The sequence below is a fragment of the bacterium genome (assembly GCA_028821235.1).
Classification (GTDB): domain Bacteria; phylum Actinomycetota; class Acidimicrobiia; order Spongiisociales; family Spongiisociaceae; genus Spongiisocius.
Genome location: JAPPGV010000014.1, coordinates 1 through 24,397 on the forward strand (window position 1 = coordinate 1; position 24,397 = coordinate 24,397).

At 66.6% G+C, this 24,397-nt stretch carries 20 protein-coding genes and 1 tRNA gene; 2 read left to right on the forward strand and 19 right to left on the reverse strand.

The genetic code is table 11. The annotated features are described in order from the left end of the window. The 16 genes from OXK16_00855 to proX form a co-directional block, all read right to left on the reverse strand. The coding region (locus tag OXK16_00855) for an AAA family ATPase (protein ID MDE0374503.1) at positions 1-1,091 on the reverse strand (1,091 nt) is incomplete at its 3' end. Between the two features lie 81 nt (positions 1,092-1,172). Next, complete coding sequence (locus OXK16_00860) at positions 1,173-1,964, reverse strand: tRNA (adenine-N1)-methyltransferase (GenBank protein MDE0374504.1); 792 nt, start codon at positions 1,962-1,964, stop codon at positions 1,173-1,175. A 749-nt stretch (positions 1,965-2,713) separates the two neighbouring features. After that, positions 2,714-2,905, reverse strand: coding sequence for a hypothetical protein (locus OXK16_00865; protein ID MDE0374505.1), 192 nt, complete (start codon positions 2,903-2,905; stop codon positions 2,714-2,716). Further along, positions 2,902-3,207, reverse strand: a complete 306-nt coding sequence (locus tag OXK16_00870) for a hypothetical protein (protein MDE0374506.1) — start codon at positions 3,205-3,207, stop codon at positions 2,902-2,904. The genes OXK16_00865 and OXK16_00870 overlap by 4 nt, the downstream gene beginning before the upstream one ends. A 116-nt stretch (positions 3,208-3,323) precedes the next feature. After that, positions 3,324-3,866: a gamma carbonic anhydrase family protein gene (locus tag OXK16_00875; GenBank protein ID MDE0374507.1), complete on the reverse strand. Its 543-nt coding sequence runs from the start codon at positions 3,864-3,866 to the stop codon at positions 3,324-3,326. 190 nt (positions 3,867-4,056) lie between these two features. Beyond that, positions 4,057-4,140 (reverse strand) — tRNA-Leu (locus OXK16_00880). A gap of 40 nt (positions 4,141-4,180) precedes the next feature. Then, a complete protein-coding gene (locus OXK16_00885; protein MDE0374508.1) occupies positions 4,181-4,810 on the reverse strand; it encodes an MBL fold metallo-hydrolase in 630 nt (209 codons plus the stop codon). A gap of 13 nt (positions 4,811-4,823) precedes the next feature. Beyond that, positions 4,824-5,909 (reverse strand): S-(hydroxymethyl)mycothiol dehydrogenase, encoded by a 1,086-nt coding sequence (locus OXK16_00890; GenBank protein ID MDE0374509.1) that lies wholly within the window; start codon positions 5,907-5,909, stop codon positions 4,824-4,826. A gap of 68 nt (positions 5,910-5,977) precedes the next feature. Beyond that, a complete protein-coding gene (locus tag OXK16_00895) occupies positions 5,978-7,531 on the reverse strand; it encodes a DUF3179 domain-containing (seleno)protein (protein ID MDE0374510.1) in 1,554 nt (517 codons plus the stop codon). 77 nt (positions 7,532-7,608) lie between these two features. After that, positions 7,609-7,848 carry a preprotein translocase subunit SecG gene (secG, locus tag OXK16_00900; GenBank protein MDE0374511.1) on the reverse strand — a complete coding sequence of 80 codons (240 nt, stop codon included), beginning with the start codon at positions 7,846-7,848 and terminating at the stop codon, positions 7,609-7,611. A 207-nt stretch (positions 7,849-8,055) separates the two neighbouring features. After that, complete coding sequence (gene gpmA, locus OXK16_00905) at positions 8,056-8,805, reverse strand: 2,3-diphosphoglycerate-dependent phosphoglycerate mutase (GenBank protein ID MDE0374512.1); 750 nt, start codon at positions 8,803-8,805, stop codon at positions 8,056-8,058. 25 nt (positions 8,806-8,830) lie between these two features. Beyond that, entirely contained in the window at positions 8,831-9,607 is a 777-nt protein-coding gene (gene tpiA, locus OXK16_00910) for a triose-phosphate isomerase (protein ID MDE0374513.1), read from the reverse strand. Further along, complete coding sequence (locus OXK16_00915) at positions 9,595-10,782, reverse strand: phosphoglycerate kinase (protein MDE0374514.1); 1,188 nt, start codon at positions 10,780-10,782, stop codon at positions 9,595-9,597. Before OXK16_00915 ends, tpiA begins: the two co-directional genes overlap by 13 nt. Before the next feature lie 9 nt (positions 10,783-10,791). After that, the gene (gene rapZ / locus OXK16_00920) at positions 10,792-11,682 is read right to left on the reverse strand and encodes an RNase adapter RapZ (GenBank protein ID MDE0374515.1); all 891 of its coding nucleotides are present in this window, start codon (positions 11,680-11,682) and stop codon (positions 10,792-10,794) included. Beyond that, entirely contained in the window at positions 11,675-13,501 is a 1,827-nt protein-coding gene (gene uvrC, locus OXK16_00925; protein MDE0374516.1) for an excinuclease ABC subunit UvrC, read from the reverse strand. The genes rapZ and uvrC overlap by 8 nt, the downstream gene beginning before the upstream one ends. 28 nt (positions 13,502-13,529) lie before the next feature. Then, positions 13,530-15,641 (reverse strand): glycine betaine/L-proline ABC transporter substrate-binding protein ProX, encoded by a 2,112-nt coding sequence (gene proX, locus OXK16_00930; GenBank protein MDE0374517.1) that lies wholly within the window; start codon positions 15,639-15,641, stop codon positions 13,530-13,532. Between the two features lie 174 nt (positions 15,642-15,815). Between proX and OXK16_00935 the strand changes: the two genes are divergently transcribed. Both OXK16_00935 and OXK16_00940 read left to right on the forward strand, forming a co-directional pair. Next, positions 15,816-17,594 (forward strand): BCCT family transporter, encoded by a 1,779-nt coding sequence (locus OXK16_00935; protein MDE0374518.1) that lies wholly within the window; start codon positions 15,816-15,818, stop codon positions 17,592-17,594. Then, positions 17,591-18,532: a hypothetical protein gene (locus OXK16_00940; GenBank protein ID MDE0374519.1), complete on the forward strand. Its 942-nt coding sequence runs from the start codon at positions 17,591-17,593 to the stop codon at positions 18,530-18,532. Before OXK16_00935 ends, OXK16_00940 begins: the two co-directional genes overlap by 4 nt. 101 nt (positions 18,533-18,633) lie before the next feature. Here OXK16_00940 and OXK16_00945 read toward each other — a convergent pair whose 3' ends face one another. The 3 genes from OXK16_00945 to uvrB all read right to left on the reverse strand — a co-directional run bounded on the left by OXK16_00945 (position 18,634) and on the right by uvrB (position 24,338). After that, positions 18,634-19,299 (reverse strand): class I SAM-dependent methyltransferase, encoded by a 666-nt coding sequence (locus OXK16_00945; protein MDE0374520.1) that lies wholly within the window; start codon positions 19,297-19,299, stop codon positions 18,634-18,636. Between the two features lie 65 nt (positions 19,300-19,364). Then, the gene (uvrA, locus tag OXK16_00950; protein ID MDE0374521.1) at positions 19,365-22,181 is read right to left on the reverse strand and encodes an excinuclease ABC subunit UvrA; all 2,817 of its coding nucleotides are present in this window, start codon (positions 22,179-22,181) and stop codon (positions 19,365-19,367) included. Between the two features lie 138 nt (positions 22,182-22,319). Next, positions 22,320-24,338, reverse strand: coding sequence for an excinuclease ABC subunit UvrB (gene uvrB, locus OXK16_00955; protein ID MDE0374522.1), 2,019 nt, complete (start codon positions 24,336-24,338; stop codon positions 22,320-22,322). Positions 24,339-24,397 lie beyond the last annotated feature (59 nt).

Sequence of the window (24,397 nt, forward strand, 5' to 3'; positions counted from 1 at the left end):
AGCTGCGGGACGATGGTGGATTCGACGTCGGATGAGATGCCGGTGCCTCGGGTCCTGAAGAGGGAGTCCATCTCATCGAAGAAGACGATCACGGGCACGCCTTCGTCCGACTTCTCCCGGGCTCGCTGGAAGATCAGCCGGATCTGCCGCTCGGTCTCGCCTACGTACTTGTTGAGGAGCTCCGGACCCTTGATATTGAGGAAGTAGGACCGGGCGTCGTCGTGGCCCGTACGCCTGGCCACCGCGTCGGCCAGGCTGTTGGCCACCGCTTTGGCGATGAGGGTCTTGCCGCATCCCGGCGGCCCGTAGAGGAGGACGCCCTTGGGTGCCACCAGCCCGTATTCCTCGAACAGGTCCCGGTGGACGTACGGGAGTTCCACCGCGTCCTTGATCGCTTCGATCTGGTCGTGAAGTCCGCCCACATGGTCGTAGGTGACGTCGGGAACCTCCTCGAGCACCAGTTCCTCCACCTCAGGCCGGATCAGCCTCTCGTAGGCCAGGCCGTGGCGGGGGTCGATGCGGACGTGGTCCCCGATTCTCAAGAAGACCCGCTGCAGTGGCCCGGCCAACTCCACGACCCGCTCCTCATCGGCGTGGGCCATCACCAGTAGCCGCTCTTCGGAGAGGATCTCCTTGATGGTGACGACCTGACCCTGGCGGTCGAAGTCCCTCACCTCCACGATGTTCATCGAGTCGTTCACCAGCACCTGCTGGCCGCGCTGGAGTTCCTTGATCTCGATGGAGGGCTGGGCGTTCACGCGCATCTGCCGCCCCCCGCTGATCACGTCGACGGTGCTGTCGCTGTTGACGCCCAGGACCGTGGCGAACGGATTGGGGGCGGTGGTGAGCTTGTCCACCTCTGCCCGGAGCATGGCGAGTTGCTCCCTGGCCTCCTCCAGGACAGCGGACAGCTTCTCGTTACGCTGGCCTGCCAGGTTGAGCTGGGACTTGGCCTCGGTGAGACGGCTCTCCAGGAGCCGGACCCGGCGCGGGCCGTCCTGGAGGCGACGGCGCAGCACGGAGACCTCTTCCTCGAGCGCGTGGACGGTGCCTCGGAGCGCGTTGATCCTGTGCTCGTATTCGTACGGCATCTGTCGGTCAGTCATTCACCCGCCTGAGCATTGCGGGCAGTATACGAGTGGATGCGGACTTCCCGGACAATCTCATACCCCTCACGGCGGGTTGACGCATCGGGCGGTGGTCACGAATCCGGTATGGCCGACCATCCCGTGATCCGGGCGGACCGAGCGGCCCGCGACGTGCCAGGTCCGGAGCAGGATCTCGAAGGTCTCGACATCGACGAACCGCCCGCTGGACTCCAGGGCGCTGTGGAACCTGTCAACCTGCGGAACGGTGGGGACGTAGCCGGCCACCAGACCTCCGGGTCGTAGCGTCTCGGCCGTGGCCGGGATGACCTGCCAGGGCTCCGCCAGGTCCAGAACGAGGCGGTCGTGCTCGACCTCGGCCGCGATCTCACGGACGTCGCCCACCCGAAGGTCCAGGTGGTCTGGAATCGAGCCGAAGTAGCGCTCGACGTTGGCCCGTCCGCGGGCGGCGTGGTCCTCGCGGAGCTCGCACGAGATCACCCTGCCGGTCCGACCCACCGCCCGGACCAGGGCCAGAGTGGCGGCCCCGGAGCCCGTGCCGGCCTCCAGGACGGTGGCGCCGGGCCGGATGTCGGCATACACGAGGATCGGGCCGAGATCCTTGGGGTACACCACCTGCGGCCCGCGCCGCATCTTGAGTACGTAATCGGCCAGGCGAGGACGGACGCCTATCAACGGCGCGCCGTTGGAGGATGTGAACCTGGTCCCCTCGGGCCGGCCGATGATGTCGGCGTGGGCAAGGCTTCCCCGGTGGTACTGGAAGGTGCCGGTGGAGCGAAGTTGCAAGAGGTACTTGCGCCCCTTGTCGTCGAGCAGGAGAGCCGGCTCGCCCTCCCCGAACGGGATTCCCGCCGCCACGACGGTCAAAACCCGATCGAGGCCAGGCTGGCCACCAAGGTCAGCACCATGCCGGCCACGGTGACCCAAACCACCACTTTCACCCATGTGGGCGTGTGCCTCATATGCTCCTCTCCTGGTGCTCCGGCGAGGCGTATTTTCGAGTCGTCGTCTCCGCACTCCGAACACCTCTCCGCCAATCTAGTGTGATGAGCCCGCCCGAAGAACGCGAAAATCGACGCCCCGGCAAACGGTTGCTCCGCCCCGGGCCCTCCCCCGCCACCACCTGTCCTTGGCGTGGGGGCGTGTTGGGCCATACCCGGGTTGGAGCCGGGTGTGGGCGGGTCGCTCCCATAAGCCGGTATGTTCCCTGCGGGCCGGGTCGCTCCGATCGGTAACGCTTGCGTCCGGTGTAGGTGCTTGGCGGTCGGCAACGTATCGCGGACGTGTGACACTTTCAACCCCTTCGTCGCGGCCAGTGAGCCTGGCGTCCCTCCCACCGGCCACGAGGACATGGCTAGCCTGAGCGGTGATGATCCGGTTCCTCTCCGCTCGTCGCGGTGCTCGTTACCTCTTCCAGGGCCTTCGAGAAGGCAAGTCGCCGCTCATACTGGTAGGCCTGATCGTGCTGGTGGCGCGGTTTAACAGGCGTTGGCGGCCGGACCGCTCACGGGTAGCAACGGTAAAGGTGAAGGCCGGTGAGACCGTCGGCCTACGGGTCTCGCGGCCGGGCGAGGCGCCGGCGACCTTCCGGGTAGACAGCTAGAGAACTACAGGCGGTGGATCTCGACCCGGGCTCCGCGGCGCCTGGCGCGCCTCCGTCCGGCCAGGAAGACGACGGCGAGCGCGCCCGCCCAGGCCAACGCGTTCCTCATCGCGGCCGAGCGGACGAAGTCGCCGGTGTCGTTGACGGCTTCCTCGATCTGGTGAGCCTTGGCCTCGATGTCGTCACGGGTGATCACAGGGACTCCCTGGGTCGGTTGGCCAGCCACATCACGAAGAGGGCCAGCAGAACGGCCAGTGCCGCGCCGATGAAGTAGCCCAGGACACTCCACAGCGCGCTGTCGGGAAGCAGGTCCAGCACCAGTCTGAGCCCTGCGATCGAGAGCATCAACCACCCCGCGGCGAACAGCAGTCCGGCCAGCAGGCTGAACCCCGCGAAACGCGCCACCCGGCGCAAGGGCGCCACCGCCTCCTGGGCGAGGTACGCCTTCGACATCTCGAGCAGTTCGGATATCAACTGGGGGATTTCGGCTTGCTTCATGGCGTGTGTGATCCGGCAGGGGCGCTCAAGCCTAGTGGTCGGTGGGTATTCCTCAAGGAGATCCGGAGTCTCGCCTCAGGGCCCCAGCGACGTCCGCAACCCGGAGAGGGCGGGCTTCATCCCAGCAAGGGCTTGTAGGCCTCCAGGAACTGCTGGTATGTGGCCACTCCCGATCTCTGCCGCTCGATCTCGTCATCGGTCAGCCGCCTCACCGGCTTGGCCGGGATACCCATGGCGAGGGTCCAGGGCGGGATGACCCGTCCCTCCGGCAGCACCGCCCCGGACGCCAGCCAGGCGCCCTCACCCAGTTCGGAGCCGGTGAGCGCCATAGAGCCGATCCCGACCAGGCAATGGTCTCCGACCCTCACGCTGTGCAGCACCGCGGCGTGTCCCACCGTGGTGTCCCTGCCGACCACACACGGGAAGCCGGGGTCGCAATGCATCACCACGTTGTCCTGGAGGTTTGATCCCTCCCCCACCACCACCCGGTCCAATTCGGCGCGGATAACCACCCCGAACATGACCACGGCGCGGGCTTCGATCACGGCGTTGCCGTAGATGTGAACGCCCGGCGCCACGAAGGAGTCGGGATGGATGGAGGGGGATCCCAGGACCACCGGTCCCTCGGGCTCCCCGTGGGTTTGATCGACCCGGGACACGACCGAAGGATACCTCCGGCTAGTGGTCTGTCTGTGGAATGGCGGCATGGTGTGGCGTCGGCAGCGGTGTTCCTCGCAAGGCCCGGTGACGAAGGCGTACCCGCAGCGGTACGTAGAGGAAGCGGAACGCAGCGACGGGACGCCGATGACCGCCAGACCACGCCTGGTTGTTCCGCAGACAGACCACAGGTGTCGGAGAGAGGACTCGAACCTCCACGCCCTTGCGGGCACTAGGCCCTCAACCTAGCGCGTCTACCAGTTCCGCCACTCCGACCCGAGCGGGGGCACGAGTATACCCACCGCGGGGCCCTTGATCAGTTGACGCCGAGCCGGGCGATCCGGTCGAGCACCCCGGTTCGCTCCGCGCCGATGGTGGTGCTGTCACCATGGCCGGTGTGGACGACGGTCTCGTCCGGTAGGACCAGCAACATGTCGCGGATACTCCGGAGCAGGGTGGGCCGATCGCTGAAGCTCCGTCCGGTAGCCCCCGGACCCCCGTTGAACAGGGTGTCTCCCGAGAACACCAGCCCGCTTCCATCGTCCAGGAAGCAGCACGAGCCCGGTGAGTGACCAGGGGTGTGGATCACTGCCAGCTCGTGTCCGGCCGCCCGCAGGGTGGCGCCGTGGGCCAGGTCGCGATCAGGTGTGGCATCGGCATACACCATGTCCCACAGCATCCGGTCGTCGGGGTGCAGCATGATGGGAGCGTCTACGTGCTCACGCAGGGCGACCGCCGAGTTGATGTGGTCGTTATGGCCGTGGGTTGCGACGATGGCAATCACTCGCCGTCCCGCTACCGCCTCCACTATCGGCGCGTGATCGTGGCCGGCGTCGATCACCAGAACCTCCTGATCGTTACCGATCAGCCAGATGTTGTTGGTGACCTCCCACTCCCCGCCGTCGAGGCGGAACAGCCCGTCGGTGGTTACCAGTTCGAGTGGCATGGTCGAGCCCGCCCTAAAAGACGACGACCGAACGAAGTACTTCCCCGCGCTCCATCTTGTGGAAGGCCTCCTCTACGTCTCCCACTCCGATCGTCTCGGAGACGAAGCGGTCCAGATCGAGACGGCCCTGGAGGTACAGGTCGATCAGCATGGGGAAGTCCTTGGAGGGGAGGCAGTCCCCGTACCAACTCGACTTCAGGGCGCCTCCGCGGCCGAAGACCTCGATGAACGGCAACTCGAGGGTCATGTCGGGGGCGGGCACCCCCACGAGCACCACGGTGCCGGCCAGGTCACGGGCCTTGAAGGCCTGCTGGTAGACGTGTGGCAGGCCGATCGCCTCGATGGCCACATCGACCCCGTTGCCTCCGGTCAGCGCCTTGATGGCATGGACCGGGTCCTCGTCGTTGGAGTTGATGGTGTGGGTGGCCCCGAACTCTGTCGCCCATTCGAGTTTCCGGTCGTCGATGTCCACCCCGATGATGGTGGTGGCTCCGGCGAGCTTGGCCCCGGCGATGGCGCCGTCGCCGACTCCTCCGCAGCCGAACACCGCCACGCTGTCGCCCGGGCCCACGCCCCCGGTGTTCATGGCGGCCCCTATGCCTGCCATGACCCCGCAACCGAGCAGGCCGGCCGCCACCGGCGAGGCGGCGGGGTCCACCTTCGTGCACTGCCCGGCCGCCACGAGGGTGGCATCCGCGAACGCGCCGATGCCGAGGGCAGCCGACAGCTCCGTGCCGTCGGCGAGGGTCATCTTCTGGGAAGCATTGTGGGTGCTGAAACAGATGTTGGGCCGGCCCCGCAGGCATGACCGGCACTGGCCGCAAACCGCCCGCCAGTTCAGGATGACGAAGTCACCGGGCTCCACCTCGGTCACCCCGGCGCCCACTTCTTCGACCACCCCGGCCGCCTCGTGGCCGAGGAAGAAGGGGAAGTCGTTGTTGATGCCTCCCTCCCGGTAGTGGAGGTCGGTGTGGCATACCCCGCACGCCTGGATGCTGACAACGGCCTCACCGGGACCGGGATCCGGTATGACGATCTCCTCGAGGGTCACCGGCTCGCCGACTGCCTTCGATACCACACCCTGCACGGTCCGTGGCATTTTCCTCTCCTCTGCTGACGTTGTCCGGAAGACTAGTGGGGCGCCGGTGCCGGAACCCTGCCGCGCCCTTACCCCTCGGATGGTGCCCAGAGCTCGGTTCCGGGATGGAACTGGCTCCACGCGAACCAGAAGGCCTCATGGGCGGGGATCTCGACTCCGTCCGGCCCCAGGGCGCGCAGGCCCCCTCCGTCCTTCGTCACGACGATCCCGGCGTGCTCGACCGACCCTCCGCCATCCAGCGTTGCGTGCGCATCCACAACGGGGAAGGCCACCACGACCGGCTCTGTCCCCACCTCGACGAGCACGCCCAGAACCTTCTCTTGCACAGGCAGGCGGCCGTCAGCGCCTCCTATCGGGAAGATGGGGCCGGCGTCGTCGCGCCCTCTCAGGGGGTCGTCCGGGTAGGACCGGCCTAACCCACCGTCCTCCGCCACGATGAGGGTATGCGGATTGGCCGCCTTCCACTCGCCCCACCGCGAGGTCACCATCGTGGTCTGGGGTAGCCGGACGCCCGCCTCCCGGAGCGGGCCGCTCACGGCCTGGCCGGTGAACGTATCGAACATGGAACGCGTGTGGTACTCGTACATCATCTTATTGGAACGTGAAAGCAGCCCGGACGTGCGGAGCTCGAACGTCCCGGCGTCCCCGAGCCGGTCGCGTACCGAGTCGGGCACCACGTCCGTGAAGTAGGCCTGGGCGGAGCCGCACAGGGTGCAGTACGGAATACCCAGTCGCCTCCCCCCGATGGTGATGTTGACCATCTCGTGGACTTCCATCATGTTCTTGGGGAATGCCACCGACTCACCGTTGACGGTCACCGCGAACACGTAGGCGTCGTCGGGGTAGTAGTCGCCCTCGGAGGCGGGTACCAGCAGGGGATCGTTGAGCGCCGGGATGCAGCCGCGCGGGCACGGCAGGTGCGTCGTGTTGAGTGGGCGATCGTCGATCAGCACCCCGCCCCATGTGACGTGACGCCAATCGATGAGTGAGTCCTCGTCGGCGAAGAAGGGGCCCCAACCGAACTCGATCAGGGTGTACAACCCGCCCTTCCACGCGCCGAATCCGGGCGGCGCGGGGGTGTCCCATACGATCAGCTGGTTGGTGGCGTCGCGCCACGGGTTCGGACCGAGGTCCACGCCCGTCAGTTCGGTGAAGGCGAACTGGAGGCCCGAGGCCTCGGGGTGGATGAAGCGCATGAGATCCGCGATGACCCACGCGACACGGAGGTCACCGGACCGGCCGAGGCGGAGTATGGCATCGGTGTCCACCCCGGTGGTCAACGAGTCGAGCAGGGCTTGGAGATCGGCTTCCACGTCCACCGCCAGGGTGTCCTCCGCCGTAGTGGCCGGCGGTTCATCAGGCGGCTCGGGGGGCGGCGCGAGGGTTCCGGCGGACTCCTCCTCCGTGGCGGCCGCCGGAGCCGTGTCGGTCGGTTGGTCACCGCCGGATGCGGTGGAGGGCGCCGTCATGCCGGTCGTGGTGGTGGCTTCCTGAGGGTCCTCGACCTCGAGCGTCGTGGTGTCGCGGCTCGGTGGCCCCGCGGATCGGAGGGTGACCAGCACGGCGACGCCAACCAGGGCCACCAGGCCGATCAGAAGCGCCAGGCGGCGTCCGGGGTTCACGCCGCGGTCTCGCCGGAGGGTCCGGTCATCTGCTCGTGTGCCGGCCTGCTCCCGATCGCCGGCCGGGGATCATGAGGTCAGCGGCCCAGCAGGATCGCCAGGCTGACGGTGGTGGCCGCGAATAGAACCGCCACGATGACGGTCATGCGGTCCAGGTTGCGTTCGGCGAGCGTCGATCCGCCCATGCCGCCGGCCTGCATCCCGCCGCCGAACATATCGCCGAGCCCACCCTTGCCGGCATGAAGCAGGATCAGGAAGACCAGGGCGACCGCGACGATCAGGTGGAGGACGGTGATGATGGCGATCGCGATAGTCATTACTTAGTTCCTAGTTGTTAGTTTCTAGTTGGTGGTGGTGCGTCAAGCGAAGCGCCCGCTTGAGCCCGCTGAGCATCCTACCAACCTCGTCGGCACAAACCAGAACATCCGTGGGCGGTTGTCCGCCGTGGCATGACGATTGACATGGCCTGAGCGGTGCCGGGCACGGGGGTGTTAAGCCGATCACGGGCAACTGGCCACTGACCACTATCCCGCTTGCGCGGCAACTGCGGCGGCGGCTGCCTCGGCTACCGCCGGATCGCCCAGGAAACGGTCTCCGGCATACTCGAGGTCGTCATCCAACTCCACGACCAGCGGGATCCCGGTCGGGATGTTGAGTCGGGTGATCTCCTCGTCGCCGATTCCCTTCAAGTACTTGAGCAGGGCGCGGATGCTGTTGCCGTGGGCGACCACCAGGACGCGGCGTCCCGCGGACAGGTCGGGCATGATCCCCGACTTCCAGTAGGGCACCGCCCGGGCGACCACATCGGCCAGGCACTCGGAGGCGGGGAGCTCATCGTCGGCAACGTCCCGGTAACGCCGGTCGAAGCGGGGATGGCGCGGGTCCTCCCTTTCCAGCGCTGGGGGCAGCACCGCATAGCTCCGCCTCCATTGGAAGACCTGATCCGCGCCATGCAGGGCGGCGGTCTCCTTCTTGTTCAGGCCCTGCAGGCCGCCGTAGTGACGCTCGTTGAGCCGCCAACTCCGGCTGACCGGCAGCCAGTGGAGATCCATACGGTCCAGGGCGAGGTTGGCGGTGCTGATAGCCCTTCGCAGCAGCGAGGTGTGGACCATGTCGAAACCCAGGCTCTCCTCGGCCATCAGAACGCCGGCGGATACCGCCTCTTCCTCACCGCCGGTGGTGAGAGGAACGTCGGTCCAGCCCGAGAAGCGGTTCTCCAGATTCCAGGTGCTCTCACCGTGTCGCAACAGGACCACTTGGTTCGGTCGGGTCATGCGCGTCCGCTCCCTTCCCCTTCCCTCAGGTCCAGTACCTCACGCAGGCGGCCAGCGTCCCGGGGTCGAGAGATGCCCCCCCGATCAGACCGCCGTCTATGTCCCGCTTGGCCATCAGAGCGGCCACGTTACCCGGATTGATCGACCCGCCGTAGATGATCCGCACCCGGTCGGCGGCATCGCCGTGCCGCGATCGGATGCGGTCCCTCATGTACGAGATCATCTCCTGGGCCACGGATGGCCGGGCATGCCGGCCGGTTCCGATCGCCCATACCGGCTCGTACGCGACCACCAGGCGGGCCACCTGCTCGGACGGTATCCGGGCCAGAGCGCCCGAGAGCTGCCGGCCCACTGTCTCCTCGGCGCTACCGGCCTCGCGTTCCGCCAGGGTCTCCCCCACCGCCACGATCGGCACGATCCCTTCCGACAGCGCCGCCCGCGCCTTCCTGTTGACCATCCGGTCGTCCTCGCCGCAGTGCTGGCGGCGTTCCGAATGGCCGACTATGACGTAGCTGACGGCCAGCTTGGCCAGCATGCGGGCCGATACCTCGCCCGTGTAGGCGCCTTCCTTCGCCCAATGGACGTCCTGCGCCACTATGTGGATCGGAAGGCCGTCCATCTGGACCACGGTCTGGACCGACCGGAGCGAGGTGAAGGAGGGCGCAACCCCCACGTCGACCCGGTCGTAGTCGGCCGGATCGAGTTGGTAGCTAAGCGCCTGTACCCACTGCATCGCCTCGAAGTAGGTCCCATGCATCTTCCAATTGCCCACCATCAGGGGCTTGCGCGCTAGCGGATCCATCGTTCCAGTCCCTTCACGCCCGGCAGGGTCTTGCCTTCCAGCAGCTCCAGCCCGGCCCCGCCGCCTGTCGACAGGTGGTCGAGGTCGGCCTCGCGGCCGAGCATCCTCAGCGCGGCCACGGAGTCGCCGCCGCCGGCCACTCGAAAGGCGCCGGACCGGGCCATCGCATCCGCCACCGTCGCGGTTCCCGACCGGAATGCCTCCCACTCGAACACGCCCATGGGCCCGTTCCAGAAAACCGATCCCGAACCGCGGATGACCTCGGCGAACTGCCGGGCGGTGGCGGGGCCGATGTCCAGACCCCAGGTGCCCTCCTCTATGGAACTCACAACGACCGCGGCGCCGTCGGCATCCTCGTCGAACCGGTCAGCCGTGACGATGTCCGAGGGAAGGACCAGCCGGTCTGCCTCCGGGGTGCTCAGGAGCTCGTCCAGCGAGTCGAAGTAGTCCGGTTCCACCAGCGAGTCCCCGACCTCGTAGCCCTCTACGGCCAGGAAGCTGAAGCACATGCCGCCGCCTACGAGCATGGCGTCCACCTTGGGCAGCAGCGTCCGGATCAGGGGAAGCTTGTCGGAGACCTTGGCGCCTCCCAGCACCACGGTGAACGGGCCGGGAGGGTTCTCCATGAGGGACCGGAACACGGCCAGCTCGCGCTCGAGCAGCGGCCCCGCCGCCGATCTGAGCAGGGCGGAGACTCCGGTGGTGGAGGCATGGGCCCGGTGGGCCGAGCCGAAGGCGTCCAGCACGAAGAAGTCGGCCCAGGCGGCCAACTCGGACGCGTAATCGGGATCGTTGGTGACCTCCCCGGGATGGAATCGGGTGTTCTCGAGCAGTACCACGTCGCCCGGGCGTGCCTCCTTGACCAGGCGTCCGGCGTCGTGGCCGACCGAGTCGGAGGCGTGCACGACCGGGAATCCGCCCAGTTCGGACAGCACGCCGGCGACGGGCGCCATCCGCATCCCGTCCACCACTCGGCCTCCGGGACGCCCCAGATGGCTGCACAGAACGACGGCTGCGCCCGCGTCACGGAGCTGACGGATGGCGGGGATGGCCGCTCGGAGGCGGAAGTCGTCGACCACGCGCCCGTTTCGCAGGGGGACGTTCAGGTCGGACCGCAGCAGGACGCGGCGCGCGGACACCGGAAGATCCGCGACGGTCAAGAACCTCTCCGCCATTGCCCTTCGCTACTCGACGTCCCGATGCCTGATGGTGGCGTGATATCCCTGGTCCTCCAGCCACTCCCCCAGTTCCTCGGCGATGGCCACGGAGCGGTGCCGTCCCCCCGTGCAGCCGATCCCGATGCTCACGTAGGACTTGCCCTCCTCCCGGTAGCGGGGGATCAGGAACGAGAGCAGGTCACGGATCCGATCCAGGAAGCCGCGCGCGTCGTCGGTGCCAAGCACGAAGTCTCGGACCGGCTCGTCCCGACCGGTGAGGAGGCGGAGGCCGGGCACCCAGTGGGGATTGGGGAGGAAGCGTACGTCGAACATCAGGTCATTGTCGCGGGGCGTACCGTTCTTGAAGCCGAAGGAGGTTACCGCAAGCCGCATGGCATGCTCGTCCACCAGCGCCGAGAGGTGGCTCCCGAACCACTCGCGGAGCTGATGGACGTTCGTCTCGCTGGTGTTGATGTACATATCGGCTCGAAGCCGGAGGTCGACCATCATCTCGCGCTCGGCGGCAATCGAGTCGGCCAGGGTGGGCAATCCGAGGGGATGGGGCCGGCGGTGCTCCTCGTAGCGGCGTATCAAGACGTCGTCGTCGGCGTCCAGGAAGACCAGGGTCATGGCGATACCGGACCGCTCCAACTCCTGGATGTGGGTCTCGAGTTCGGTCAGAGGAAAGCCGCCCCGGCTGTCCAGGACCACGGCCAGGTGCCGCCCTCTCGCCCGCAGGTCGTTCAACTCGACAACCGGCCGAAGAAGGGAGGGGGGCAGGTTGTCGATCACGTAGAAGCCCAGGTCTTCGAGGACTTTGGCGCCTGTGGAGCGACCGGCGCCGGAAAGCCCGGTCAGGACCAGCAACCGGGAGCCGGGGCGCGTCCTGGACGGTACCTGGGCGTCGGGCTCAGCCATGCAGGGTAGCGTAGAGGTTCTCGGCCACCCGTAGCGGCACCACCTCGGCCAGCTGGCTCACGCTGGCCTCCCGCATCTTCTTGACCGAGCCGAACGTCCGGACAAGCGCCTTCTTGCGAGCCGGTCCGACCCCGTCCACGTCGTCGAGTATGGAATCGATCATCCGCTTCCCGCGGAGTTGGCGGTGGTACATGAGGGCGAAGCGGTGGGCCTCGTCGCGGACCCGCTGGAGCAGGTGGAGCGCGGGCTGGTCCCTGGGGATGACGATCGGATCGACCTGGCCCGGGACGTAGACCTCCTCCATGCGCTTCGCCAGTCCCGCTACCGGAATGTCGAGATCGAGCTGGGCGAGGACCTCGACCGCCCGGGCGATCTGCCCCGGCCCACCATCGATCAGGACGAGCGACGGTGGGTAGGCGAACTTGCCCCGTTCGGAGACGGGCTTGTCCAGGTCGGCTAGGTAGGCACTGAAGCGACGGCGGATGACCTCCTCCATGGAGGAGAAGTCATCCTGCCCGGTCACCGTGCGGATCCGGAACCTCCGGTAGTCGCCCCGCCGGGGCAGCCCGTCCTCCAGGACCACCATCGAACCCACGGTGTGGCGCCCCTGGATGGTCGAGATATCGTAGGCCTCGATCCGGAGCGGCGGCTCCGGAAGGGCCAGGGCGGTCTGGAGGCTGCGCAGGTCCCGGGCCCGGGCGTTGTGGTCCGACTGGCGTCTCAGCCGATGCCGCAGGAGAGCCTCGGAGGCGTTGGTCTTGGCGGTCTCGAGCAGGCGGCGCTTGGCGCCACGCTTGGGAGATCTGAGAGTCACCCGAGTACCGCGTCGCTGTGACAGGAGGTCCGACCACGGCTCGTCGTCCGGAGGCAGCGCCTCCACCAGGATGAGACGGGGCGGTGGTGAGGACTCGTCGTAGAGATCCCGGAGGACGGTGGCCGTGACCTGGGAGGGGGTCACGTCCTCGACCTTGTCGATGATCGAGCCCAGCCGACCCACGATGCGGCCGTTGCGCACCTTGAGCACCTGCACCGAGGTCTCGAGGTCGGTCTCGTCCGTGGCGATCAGGTCGAAGTCCTCGCGCCGCTCGGTGACCACCTCCTGGCGGGCCACCGCGCGCCTCACATCCTGGGCCTGGTCCCGGAGGCGGGCGGCGCTCTCGAAGTCGAGTCTGTCCGACGCCTCGCGCATCCGGGCTTCTATGCCATCGATCAGGTCGTCGGCGCTACCCGAGAGAACCTGCTCCAGGCCGCTCACGTACCCGGCGTAGGCATCCGGGTCGACGTAGCCGACGCAGGGCGCCGAGCATCGCTCGATCTCGTACTCGATGCATGGCCTGCCCTTGAGCTCGTGGCGCCGGAACACCGTATCGGAACAGGTGCGGATCGGCAGCGACTTGAGCAGCAGGTCCAGGGTGTTGCGGATGGCGTAGGCATGGGCGAAGGGGCCGAAGTACTGGGTACCCTTCTTCTTGGCACCCCGTACCACACGGGCCCGCGGCCACAGGTCGGACCTGGTAATGGCCAGGTACGGATAGCTCTTGTCGTCTCGCAGCCGGATGTTGAAACGGGGACGGTGCTCCTTGATCAGCGAGAACTCCAGGAAAAGGGCCGCTACCTCGCTATCGACCATGATCCACTCCACCCCGTCGGACGCCTCGACCATGGCCTGGGTCCGCGGAGGCAGATCGCGGGTGAAGTAGGTGGAGACCCGCTTGCGGAGAGAGTTGGCCTTGCCCACGTAGTTCACCCGGCCGTGCCGATCACGGAACAGGTAGGCGCCCGGAGCGTCCGGGATCTCGGCCGGAAGAGGGCGCTTCACGGGATGACTCTCATCGGTGGCGAATCCATCAACCGAAGGCGCCGAACCACCGGTCGTGGATCTGTTTGTAGGCGCCGGACTCGATGAGGTCCAGGAGGGCCAGGTCGATCTGCTCGCGTAGCGCGATGTCGTCCTCGCCGACCATCAGCCCGTACTGAACCTTCTCGAACAATGGGCCGACCGTGGTCACCCTGCCCTGGCCCTGGCGCGCCACGTGGAACTGGAGAACCGGAGCGTCGAATACGACCGCATCGACCTCGCCCTGCGCCAGCAGGTCGTAGGCATGTTCGACCCCGTGCACCACGACCGGGCCGACTCCGAGACCGGTCAGGTAGTCGTACCCGGCCGAGTCGTGGACGGTAGCGATCCGGTGACCGGGAAGATCGGCGGGTCCGTCGATGGCGCCTCGGAGCTCGTTCACCGCCAGAGACGAGGCGATGGCGGCCGTAAAGCTGGCGAACACCAGGGTCCCCAGAGCGATCCAGATCAAGGCGAACAGCCTGCCCAATCTTCCACGGGCCACCTTGTCCCCGTAGCCGACCGTGCTCATGGTCACGACGGACCAGTAGAACGAGTCCCAGATCCCTCGGCCGTAGGGCGTAGCGAAGTCCGGGTTGTGCGTCCGTTCCAGCCACCAGATCAGGTGGGCGGCGATCAGAACGGCAACCGCGAACACCACGAGCAGCCACGGCAGGTCCGAGCCCCAGATGGCCGACAGAAAGACCGAGATGCGGTCCCAAACCGCTTGGGAGCCGCTGGTCGGGGTCATGATCGTGAGTCCGGTGTCGAGCAGGGGAAGCGAGAAGTCGATCGCTTCCTCGCGCGGGCCGGTAATCGCCACGCCCCCCAATCCCACGTCGGCTACCCCGCGGTGGATGTCATCCACCTGCTTGGCCACGGTGTCGACCGCGTAGATCTCGACCGTCCTGCCGAGGTGGGCGGCGATGAGCTTCACCAGGTCGACCTCGAAGCCGTTATACGTACCTTGGTCGTAGATGACGAAGGGCGGGAGGGTACGGGCGGCTACTCGGAGCACACCCCCTGCGGCCACAGTATCGGTTCCGACGCCGGTGTCCAGCGCGATGGCCCCCGGATCGGCGGCTTCGATCCACGCGGACACCACGTCCGAATTGCGCGCCACCCATTCCCGGGCGTGTTGTCGGATGTCCTCCGGATCACCGTGGTCCCGGACCATGTGGGCGTTCTGTTCGGAGATGTCTCCGAGGGGGATCACCACCTGTTCGAGTAGCCGGCGAACGGCCGGGTTGGCCTCGAGAAAGCCGGAGTTGGCCACCGCCCGGATGTCGTTGGGGGGCCATCCGACCAGGCAGGGATCGTTGGCGCATCCCGGTATACCGGGTATCGAGGTCTGGTCGAGAAAGGCTGACTGGTCGGGAGGCAGGGAGGGGAACGGTGTCTCCAGCCACACCACGTCACGGCCGGGCACCAGTTCGCCTACCGTCCAGTTGGGAGTCCAGGTGTAGTACAGGACGGGCTGTCCTGCCTCGAACCGAGCGATCGTGTCCGCTATCAGCGGGGAATAGTCGCCCTGGACCTGTTCGACCGTGGTATCCAGTCCGAACGCTTCGAGTTGGTGCTCGATGATGTGGGAACAGGTCCACCCGGTCTCGCAACCGATCAGGTCGGCCCGCCCGTCGGCGTCCAGGTCGAAGAGCGCGGCGACTTCGGGATCGGCCAGGTCCCCGAGGTTGGTTATGGCGTGCGCCCCGGCCGTGGCCGCATCGACGAAGTAGCCCTGGAGAGCCCCGGCGTCGACCTGCGTCCCGACTCGCTCCACGAAGTCCTCCTCGATGAGACCGTCGTGGGTGGGGAACCATCCGTTCACCCAGAGATCGACCTCGCCGGCGGCCACCGCTCGGTAGAAGTCCGGGTTCTCCATGGTGACCGGACCTTCCACGCGATATCCCAGGCGCAGTAGCAGCAGGCGGTATACCTCGGCCTGGAACCAGCCGGTGTCCCAGGTCGCCCTGGCCATCCGCACCGTCTTCGCTCCGGCGGGATCCTCCTCCGTCTGGCCCAGAGCAGGGACAACCGCTCCCATGGCCAGAAGTGCCAGAGCCGACAGTGAACAGGCGATCAGGGTGCGGCGCACGATGGTCTCCGGTAGGGACTGCGCCAAGGCTAGCCAGGTATCCGTTTCTGCTCACCGAGCAAAATATCTGGGTTTCCCCGACCCATTAATGGCCGTCTCCATATAGTGAACGGGCACAGGCCCCGGGCCGGGAGTGGCCGCGGGAACTGGCAGGCAACTGAAAGGAGGTCCGTATGGTCATCAGCATCGGGAGGTGGCGCCATGGCTGACGGCAAGGGTCACGACCAGGACCTCGATCTCACCGGCATATCCGAGGCCTACGAGGACTGGGAGAAGGACCAAGAACGCCGCCGCGAGGCTGCCATCCGGGAACGTGCGCACTTCCAGGGTCTTCAGGTAGACCCTGACATCGACTTCTATCCCGAGGTGGCCGATCGGGAGCCCGGTGACAAGAACATAGTCAGGTGGGGATTCGACATACATCCCCAGGTGACGTTCTACGCCGCGGGATTCCTGGTGATCTTCATCGCGGCCACCCTGATCTTCCCGGATCAGGCGGGTGGGGTGTTCAGCGCCATCCTCACCTTCATCAACGAGAAGGTGGGCTGGCTGTACATCATCGCGTTCAACGTCTTCATCGGAGCCGCGCTCTACTTCGCGTTGGGCAGGTACGGCAAGATACGACTAGGCGGCCCGGGGGCCCTACCGGAGTTCTCCACCCCCGCCTGGTACGCCATGCTGATCTCGGCCGGCCTCGGCATCGGGTTGATGTTCTGGGGCGTGGCAGAGCCGATCTTCCACCTGACGGCGCCGCCTCCCCTGTTCGACGTAGAACCCTTGTCGACGGGCGCGGCCCGGGCATCGCTGGCGACCTCCTACCTCCACTGGGGGATCCATGGATGGGCGCTGTACGGCCTGGTAGCCCTCGCCCTGGGGTTCTTCGCCTATAACCGGGGACTGCCCCTGACCTTCCGCTCGGTCTTCTACCCGATCCTCGGTCCGAAGATCTACGGCGGATGGGGCAATGCGATCGATATCCTCACCGTGGTGGCCACCCTCTTCGGTCTGGCCACTTCGCTGGGGTTCGGCGCCTCGCAGGCCGCCGCGGGGCTGAACAAGGTCTTCGGCGTACCGGATACCCTGCTGGTCCAGATTCTGCTCATCGCAGGTATCACGGGGCTGGCCACCATCTCGGTTGTGGCCGGCCTGGACGCCGGAGTCAAGAGGCTCAGCGCGCTCAACGTATGGCTGGCCGCGGCCTTCCTGGTCTTCGTACTGGCGGTGGGCCCGACCCTGCTGGTCCTCTCGCTGTACGTGGAGAGCATCGGCGTCTACATCCAGATCCTGCCGGAGTTCTCGTTCTGGAACGCAGCCCTGCTCGACACGCAGTGGCAGCAGTGGTGGACCATCTTCTACTGGGGATGGTGGATCTCCTGGTCCCCCTTCGTAGGCATGTTCATCGCCCGGATCTCCAAGGGGCGCTCGGTGCGGGAAATGATCGTCGGTACGATCGTCCTTCCCTGCCTCCTGTGCTTTCTGTGGTTCGCGGTGTTCGGCGGAGCAGCCATGAACCTGCAGATGACCGGAGAACTGGACGTTGCGACGGCGGTGAACGAGAACGTGGCGACCGCCCTGTTCGTGATGCTGGAGGCCTTCCCATGGACCTTCTTCGTCTCGATAGTGGGCATCCTGCTACTGGTCTCGTTCTTCGTCACCTCGTCGGACTCGGGATCCCTGGTGGTGGACCACCTGACCTCGGGCGGAAAGCTCGACTCGCCTAAACCGCAGCGCGTGTTCTGGGCGTTGATGGAAGGCGCGGTGGCAATCGTGTTGCTGGCCGGAGGCGGCCTGTCCGCCCTACAAACGGCAGCGGTGGCGACCGGACTGCCCTTCCTATTCGTGCTCCTGATCATGCTGTGGAGCCTGAAGAAGGCCTTCGACGAAGAGCTCGACCTCTTGGAGAGCCATTACGACGAGGCCATCTTCCAAGCCCAACACAGCGGATTGATCGAGCGGTTGGAGAGAGGAGGTGACAAGTGATCAAGAGATCGAGCACCACGATCGCCGCGGTCGCGGCATTCGTACTCGTGCTCTCGGCCTGCGGCGTTCCGGAAGAGGAGGGCCCCGTGGCGATCGCCCGGGCCAACTGGAGTTCCGGCTACATGCAAGCTGCCATCTATGCGGAGTTGATCACGGAACTCGGGTACGAGGTCACCGATCCGGCGGCCGCCACACTCAGCCCCTACTCGTTCTATCCGGCCCTGGCCGCCGGGCAGTACGACCTGTGGGCCAATGGGTGGTTCCCTCTCCACGACTTCTATCTTGAAGGAGAGAACGTCACCGGCCAAGCGGTCGACCTACCGATCGAACCGGTCGGCTGGCAGGTGGCCCAAGGTGCCACCGACGGCCTGATGATCGACAAGGCTACGGCTGACAGTCTGGGGATCACCTCGATGGACGGTGTGGCCGCTAACGCCGGTGTCTTCGACAATGACGGCGACGGCAAGGCCGACCTATTCGGATGCAACGTCGGATGGGGATGCGAGTCTGCCATCAACGACCAGATCGCCAACGAGAGTTGGGGTTCCAGCGTGGAGCAGATCTCCGGCACCTATGACGAATTGGCCGTTGGGGTCGTGGACAAGGTGAGTGCCGGTCAATCGGCACTGTTCTATGCCTGGACGCCCAACTGGACGAACACCGTTCTGGTGGAAGGTCAGAATGCCGTCTGGCTGCAGTCGAACGTCAATCACATTCGAGCGGTGGCGAACACCGACTTCCTGGATAGGAACCCGGATGTCCAACGCCTGCTCGAGGTAGTGGCGATTCCGCTGGGTGACATCGCGGCTCAGAACGCCAAGATGGCCGCAGCCGACGAGTATTCGGAGGCTGATGTCGAGGCCGACGCGCAGGCTTGGATCGCCGCCAACCGTGCGAAGGTCGACGACTGGCTGGCCACAGCGCGAGCTGCCGGCTGACGGGTCCGGAACCAAGACAGCTAACGGAAGACCCGGCTCCTCATCGAATCAAGAGGAGCCGGGTCTTCGCGTGCCGGAGGCGAACCTCTAGCGTCCCGGGTTCAATCGCGCCGCCAGCGGAGCGCCATGAGATGGGGGATGTCGCCGTGCTGAGCAAGGATCGGATCTCTGGAGGCGGCTCTTGAACCCACACCCTGCTCCAGCGCCGCATCGAGTGACCACCCCGCCGTGGCCGCTTGGGTGAGCAGCGTTCCGATAGGTCGGTGGATGAACTCGACGGACCGGTCTCCGGCCGGCTCCCGGGTTCGGCCCTCGCTCAGGTATTCCCCGAACCTCCAGAACAACTCGCCGTCGGTCGGGTCGATCACCGGCCCGGACCCGGGAGCCGTGTAGACGGGATGGTTGATGACGATCGTCAACGACCCACCGGAGCGGGTGGCCCGGGCGGTCTCGGCGAAGAAGCGCCCCGAGTCTTCGAGGTGCTCCAGCGCCAGGACGGCGTAGGCGCCGTCCACCGCCTCGTCGCGTACACACGCCAGGTCGGGCAGCCGGCCGAGGAACACCGGATGGCGACCCGAGGCCAGGCTGGCCAGCTCGAGATTGACGTCCACACCGACAACCCGGACGCCCTGGGCAGCCAGCCTCTCGCCGATGCGCCCTTCCCCGCAACCCAGGTCCAGCAATACCTGCCCGCTCCGCGGCCCGAGCACTTGGAGGAAGAGCGGACCCACCTCTTCCTCGTAGGCCGGATCATCGGCCTCGGTCATCCACCAACCGGCCATGCCGTCCCAATCGTCCGTCTGTTCAGGTCTCGGCGGCAGGACTGGCACTCCTACGCGAGGACGTCCCGCAGGAACTTGCCGGTGTAGGACTCGGGTACGGCGGCTACCTGCTCGGGGGTTCCCGAGGCCACGATCCGTCCGCCCTCATCCCCCCCTTCCGGGCCGAGGTCGATGATCCAGTCGGCGGAACGCACCACGTCCAGGTTGTGCTCGATCACCACGACCGTGTTGCCCGTGTCCACGAGGCGGTGGAGCACTTCCAGGAGCTTGCGCGTGTCCTCGAAATGGAGTCCGGTCGTGGGCTCGTCGAGGATGTAGAAGGTGTTGCCGGTGGCCCGCTTGCCCAGCTCGGACGCCAGCTTCACCCGCTGGGCCTCCCCGCCCGAGAGGGTCGGCGCGGGCTGGCCCAAGCGGATGTAACCGAGGCCGACGTCGCAGATGGTCTGGACGATCCGGGCGATCGGGGGCTGGGCCTCGAAGAACGAGAGGGCCTCCTCGGCGGGCATGTTCAGGACGTCGGCGATCGACCGGCCCTTCCAGAGCACCTGCAGGGTGTCCCGGTTGTAGCGCCGGCCCTCGCAGATCTCGCACAGTACGTAGACGTCCGGCAGGAAGTGCATCTCGATCCGGATCGTGCCGTCGCCCCGGCAGGCCTCGCAGCGCCCGCCCTTGACGTTGAACGAGAACCGCCCAGGCAGGTAGCCGCGGGCCCTGGCCTCGGGGGTGGAGGAGAACAGCTTGCGGATCCGGTCGAACACCTTCGTGTACGTAGCGGCGTTCGAGCGGGGTGTGCGTCCGATGGGCGACTGGTCGATGTTGATCACCTTGTCGAGTTGCCCCATTCCTTCGATGCGGCGGTGCCTTCCCGGAACGGTGCGCGAGCGGTACAGATGGCTGTGGAGGCCCTTCGACAGGATTTCCTGGACCAGGGAGGACTTACCGCTCCCGGACACTCCTGTGACAGCGATCAGCTTCCCCAGGGGGAGGTCCACGTCGAGGTCTCGTAGGTTGTTCTCGGCGGCCCCGATCACCCTGAGCCACCGCCCGTCGCCGTTGCGGCGGTGCTCGGGGGTGGGTATGCGCCGCCGCCCATCCATGTAGGCGCCGGTCAGCGACTCCGGCTCGGCCACGAGGTCGGATAGCTCGCCCTGGGCCACCACGTGCCCGCCCCGCTCCCCCGCTCCCGGTCCCAGGTCGACCACATGGTCGGCGGTCCGGATGGTCTCCTCGTCGTGCTCGACCACGATCAGGGTGTTGCCGAGATCACGGAGCCGGAGCAGCGTCTCCAGCAGCCGCCGGTTGTCGCGCTGGTGGAGGCCGATGGAAGGCTCGTCGAGCACGTAGAGAACGCCCACCAGCCCGGAGCCGATCTGGGTTGCCAGGCGGATGCGCTGCGCCTCGCCTCCGGAGAGGCTGGCCGCGCCCCGGTAGAGGGTCAGGTACTCGAGACCCACGTCGAGGAGGAACCTGAGACGCTCCCGGATCTCCTTGAGCACCGGACCGGCGATGGTCGCATCCCGTTCGCCGAGCTCCAGCCGCTCGAGGGCTTCGAGCGTGCCCCGGATCGACCGGTCGCAGACCTCGAAGATGTTCATTCCCCCCACGGTGACGGCCAGTGACACCGGGTTGAGGCGGGCGCCGGAGCAGGTCGGGCAGGGTACCTGGCGCATGTACTCCTCGTACAACGACCGGGCCCGATCCGACTCGGTCTGCTCGTGGCGCCGTCGCAGTACCGGGATCACCCCTTCGTACTTGGCCCGGTAGCGCCGCCGGCGGCCGAACCGGTTGGTGAAGGACACCTGGATCTTGAGGTCTCCGGTTCCGTACAGCACGGCCTGCTGGTGCTCGCTGTCAAGGTCGCAGAACGGGGTGTCGACGTCGAAGCCCAGCGTTCTCGCCAGGCCGTTGAGGAGATGCTGGTAGTAGCGGTTGCTGTTGCTAGCCCACGGGGCGAGCGCGCCGTCCGCGATGGAGCGCTCGTCATCGGGCACGACCAGACGGGGGTCCACCTCGAACCTGGTGCCGATACCCGAGCAGGCCTCGCAGGCGCCGTAGGGGCTGTTGAACGAGAACGAGCGGGGCTCCATCTGGTCGAACGAGATACCGCAACTGTCGCAGGAGAGATGCTGGCTGAAGGTCAACTCGGACCCGCCGATGATGTCGATGACCGCGGTGCCGCCCGTCAGTCCCAGGGCGGTCTCCAGAGAGTCGGTGAGGCGCCGCACACCGCCCCGGCCTGCTACCAGCCGGTCCACCACCACCTCGATGGTGTGGGTGTAGTAGCGGTCGAGACGGATGGACTCGGCCAGGTCGACGATCTCACCGTCGACCCTGGCCCGGCTGAATCCCTGGCGGGACAGGTCCCGGAACAACTCCTCGTACTCCCCCTTCCGTCCCCGGACGATGGGCGCCAGCACCTGGAAGCGGGTGCCCTCGTCGAGCCCGGCTATGCGGTCGACGATCTGCTGGGGCGTCTGGCGCTCCACCACCTTCCCGCACCGGGGACAGTGGGGCGTACCGATCCGGGCATAGAGGAGGCGGAGGTAGTCATGGATCTCGGTGACGGTTCCGACCGTGGAACGGGGATTCCGGCTGGCGGTCTTCTGGTCGATCGAGATGGCAGGTGACAGGCCCTCGATGAAGTCCACGTCGGGCTTGTCCATCTGGCCCAGGAACTGGCGTGCGTACGCCGACAGGCTCTCGACGTAGCGGCGCTGGCCCTCGGCGTAGATGGTGTCGAACGCCAGGCTGGACTTTCCGGACCCGGACAGGCCGGTGAAGACGATGAACCTCTCTCGCGGCAACTCGATGGAGATGTCCTGGAGGTTGTGCTCGCGTGCTCCGCGAACGATGAGCTTGTCTCTGATCATGGGCCCGGGCGGTTCGGCGCAGGGGAAGCGGGGATACCGTTCATGCTAGTGGTCGCCCGTGACCAGCCACCATGACGGGCTACGGGCGGCCTGTCGCGTCACCTCCCGGGCATGACGACGGGCCGGCCCCGGTCACTACCGGATTACCTCGCTCAGTTCCTTCATCTCGCGCTTGAGCTCGGTCACCTCGTCCCGGAGGCGGGCGGCGTACTCGAAGCGGAGTTCCCGGGCGGCTTCCCTCATCTCGTCCTCGAGGCTCTGGATCAGGCGACCCAGGTCTTCGCCGGCCAGTTCCACCGGGAAGCTCACCTCCATCGAGCCCAGGCTCCGGTCCCGGCGCCTGGAGGATGGACCGCTCGATGACACCAGCTCGAGGATGTCGGACACCTTCTTGCGGATGGTCTGGGGGTCGATGCCGTGCTCCTCGTTGTAGCGCACCTGAAGGTGGCGGCGGCGGTTGGTCTCCCCGATGGCGGCCCTCATGGAATCGGTCACGTCGTCCGCGTACATGATGACCCGGCCCGAGACGTTCCGGGCAGCCCGGCCGATGATCTGGATCAGGCTGGTCTCGGAGCGCAGGAAGCCCTCCTTGTCGGCGTCAAGGATCGCCACCAACGACACCTCCGGCAGGTCCAATCCCTCCCGGAGCAGGTTGATGCCGACCAGCACGTCGTAGTCCCCCAACCGCAGGTCGCGTAGCAACTGGACCCGTTCGAGGGTGTTGATCTCCGAATGGAGGTAGCGGGCCCGGACCCCCATCTCCAGCAGGTAGTCGGTCAGATCTTCCGACATCTTCTTCGTCAGCGTGGTGACCAGTATCCGGTTGCCCAGCACGGCCTGGTCCCGTATCTCCCCGATCAGGTCGTCGATCTGGCCCTTGGCGGGCCTGACCACCACCTCGGGATCGACCAGCCCGGTGGGCCGCACTATCTGCTCGACGATGTTGTCGGAGTGCCTGCGCTCGAAGGGGCTGGGGGTGGCCGACATGAAGATCACCTGGCCGGTCTTCTCCAGCCACTCGTCGAAGCGCAGCGGCCGGTTGTCAAGGGCCGAAGGCAGGCGGAAACCGTGCTCCACCAGCACGTCCTTCCGGCTTCGATCCCCCTCGTACTGGCCATGTAGCTGCGGGATCGCCACGTGGCTCTCGTCGATGATGGTCAGGAAGTCGTCGGGGAAGTAGTCCAGCAACGTGTAGGGCGCCTCCCCCGGCTCCCTGCCGTCGATATGGCGGCTGTAGTTCTCGATCCCGGAGCAGAACCCCACCTCCCGGATCATCTCCAGGTCGTAGGTGGTGCGCATGCGAAGCCGCTGTGCCTCGAGCAGCTTTCCCTGCTGCTCCAGCTCCGCCAGCCGTTCCCGCAGTTCGGCCTGGATGCCCACCATCGCCCTCTCCATGCGCTCCTCCGACGCGGCGTAGTGGGTGGCCGGATAGACCCACAGCTCCTTCATCTCGTCGATGATCTCACCTGTCACCGGGTTGATCCGGACGATCCGCTCCACCTCATCGCCGAAGTACTCCACCCGGGCGATGGTCTCCTCGTAGGCGGGGAAGACTTCAAGGGTGTCGCCCCTGACCCGGAAGCGCCCCCGCACCAGGTTCACCTCGTTGCGCTGGTACTGGATGTCCACCAGCCGGCGGATGGCCTGGTGGAGCGGGAACTCGACGCCTCGTATCAGGCGCAGGACCTGCCCGGCGTACTCGTCGGGACTGCCCAGACCGTAGATGCAGGACACGCTGGCCACGATCACCACATCGTCCCGGAACAGCAGCGACGAGGTGGCCGCGTGACGGAGCCGGTCGATCTCGTCGTTGATGGTGGCGTCCTTCTCGATGTAGGTGTCGGTCTGGGGGATGTAGGCCTCCGGCTGGTAGTAGTCGTAGTAGGAAACGAAGTACTCGACCCGGTTGCCGGGGAAGAACTGGCGGAACTCCGAGGCCAACTGGGCCGCGAGGGCCTTGTTGGGAGCAATCACCAGGGCAGGGCGTTGGGCCCGCTCGATGGTCCAGGCGATGGTGGCTGACTTCCCGGAGCCGGTTATGCCCAGCAGCGTCTGGAAGGCGTCGCCCCGCTCCACGCCTTGGGCGAGCGCGGTGATGGCGGCAGGTTGATCACCGGCCGGGTTGAAGTCGGAGACAACTGCGAAGTCCGCCACGCCGCTCGATCATAGGGGGGTCGTGTGACAACCGGCAGGAGGAGGTGATACGGAGGCAG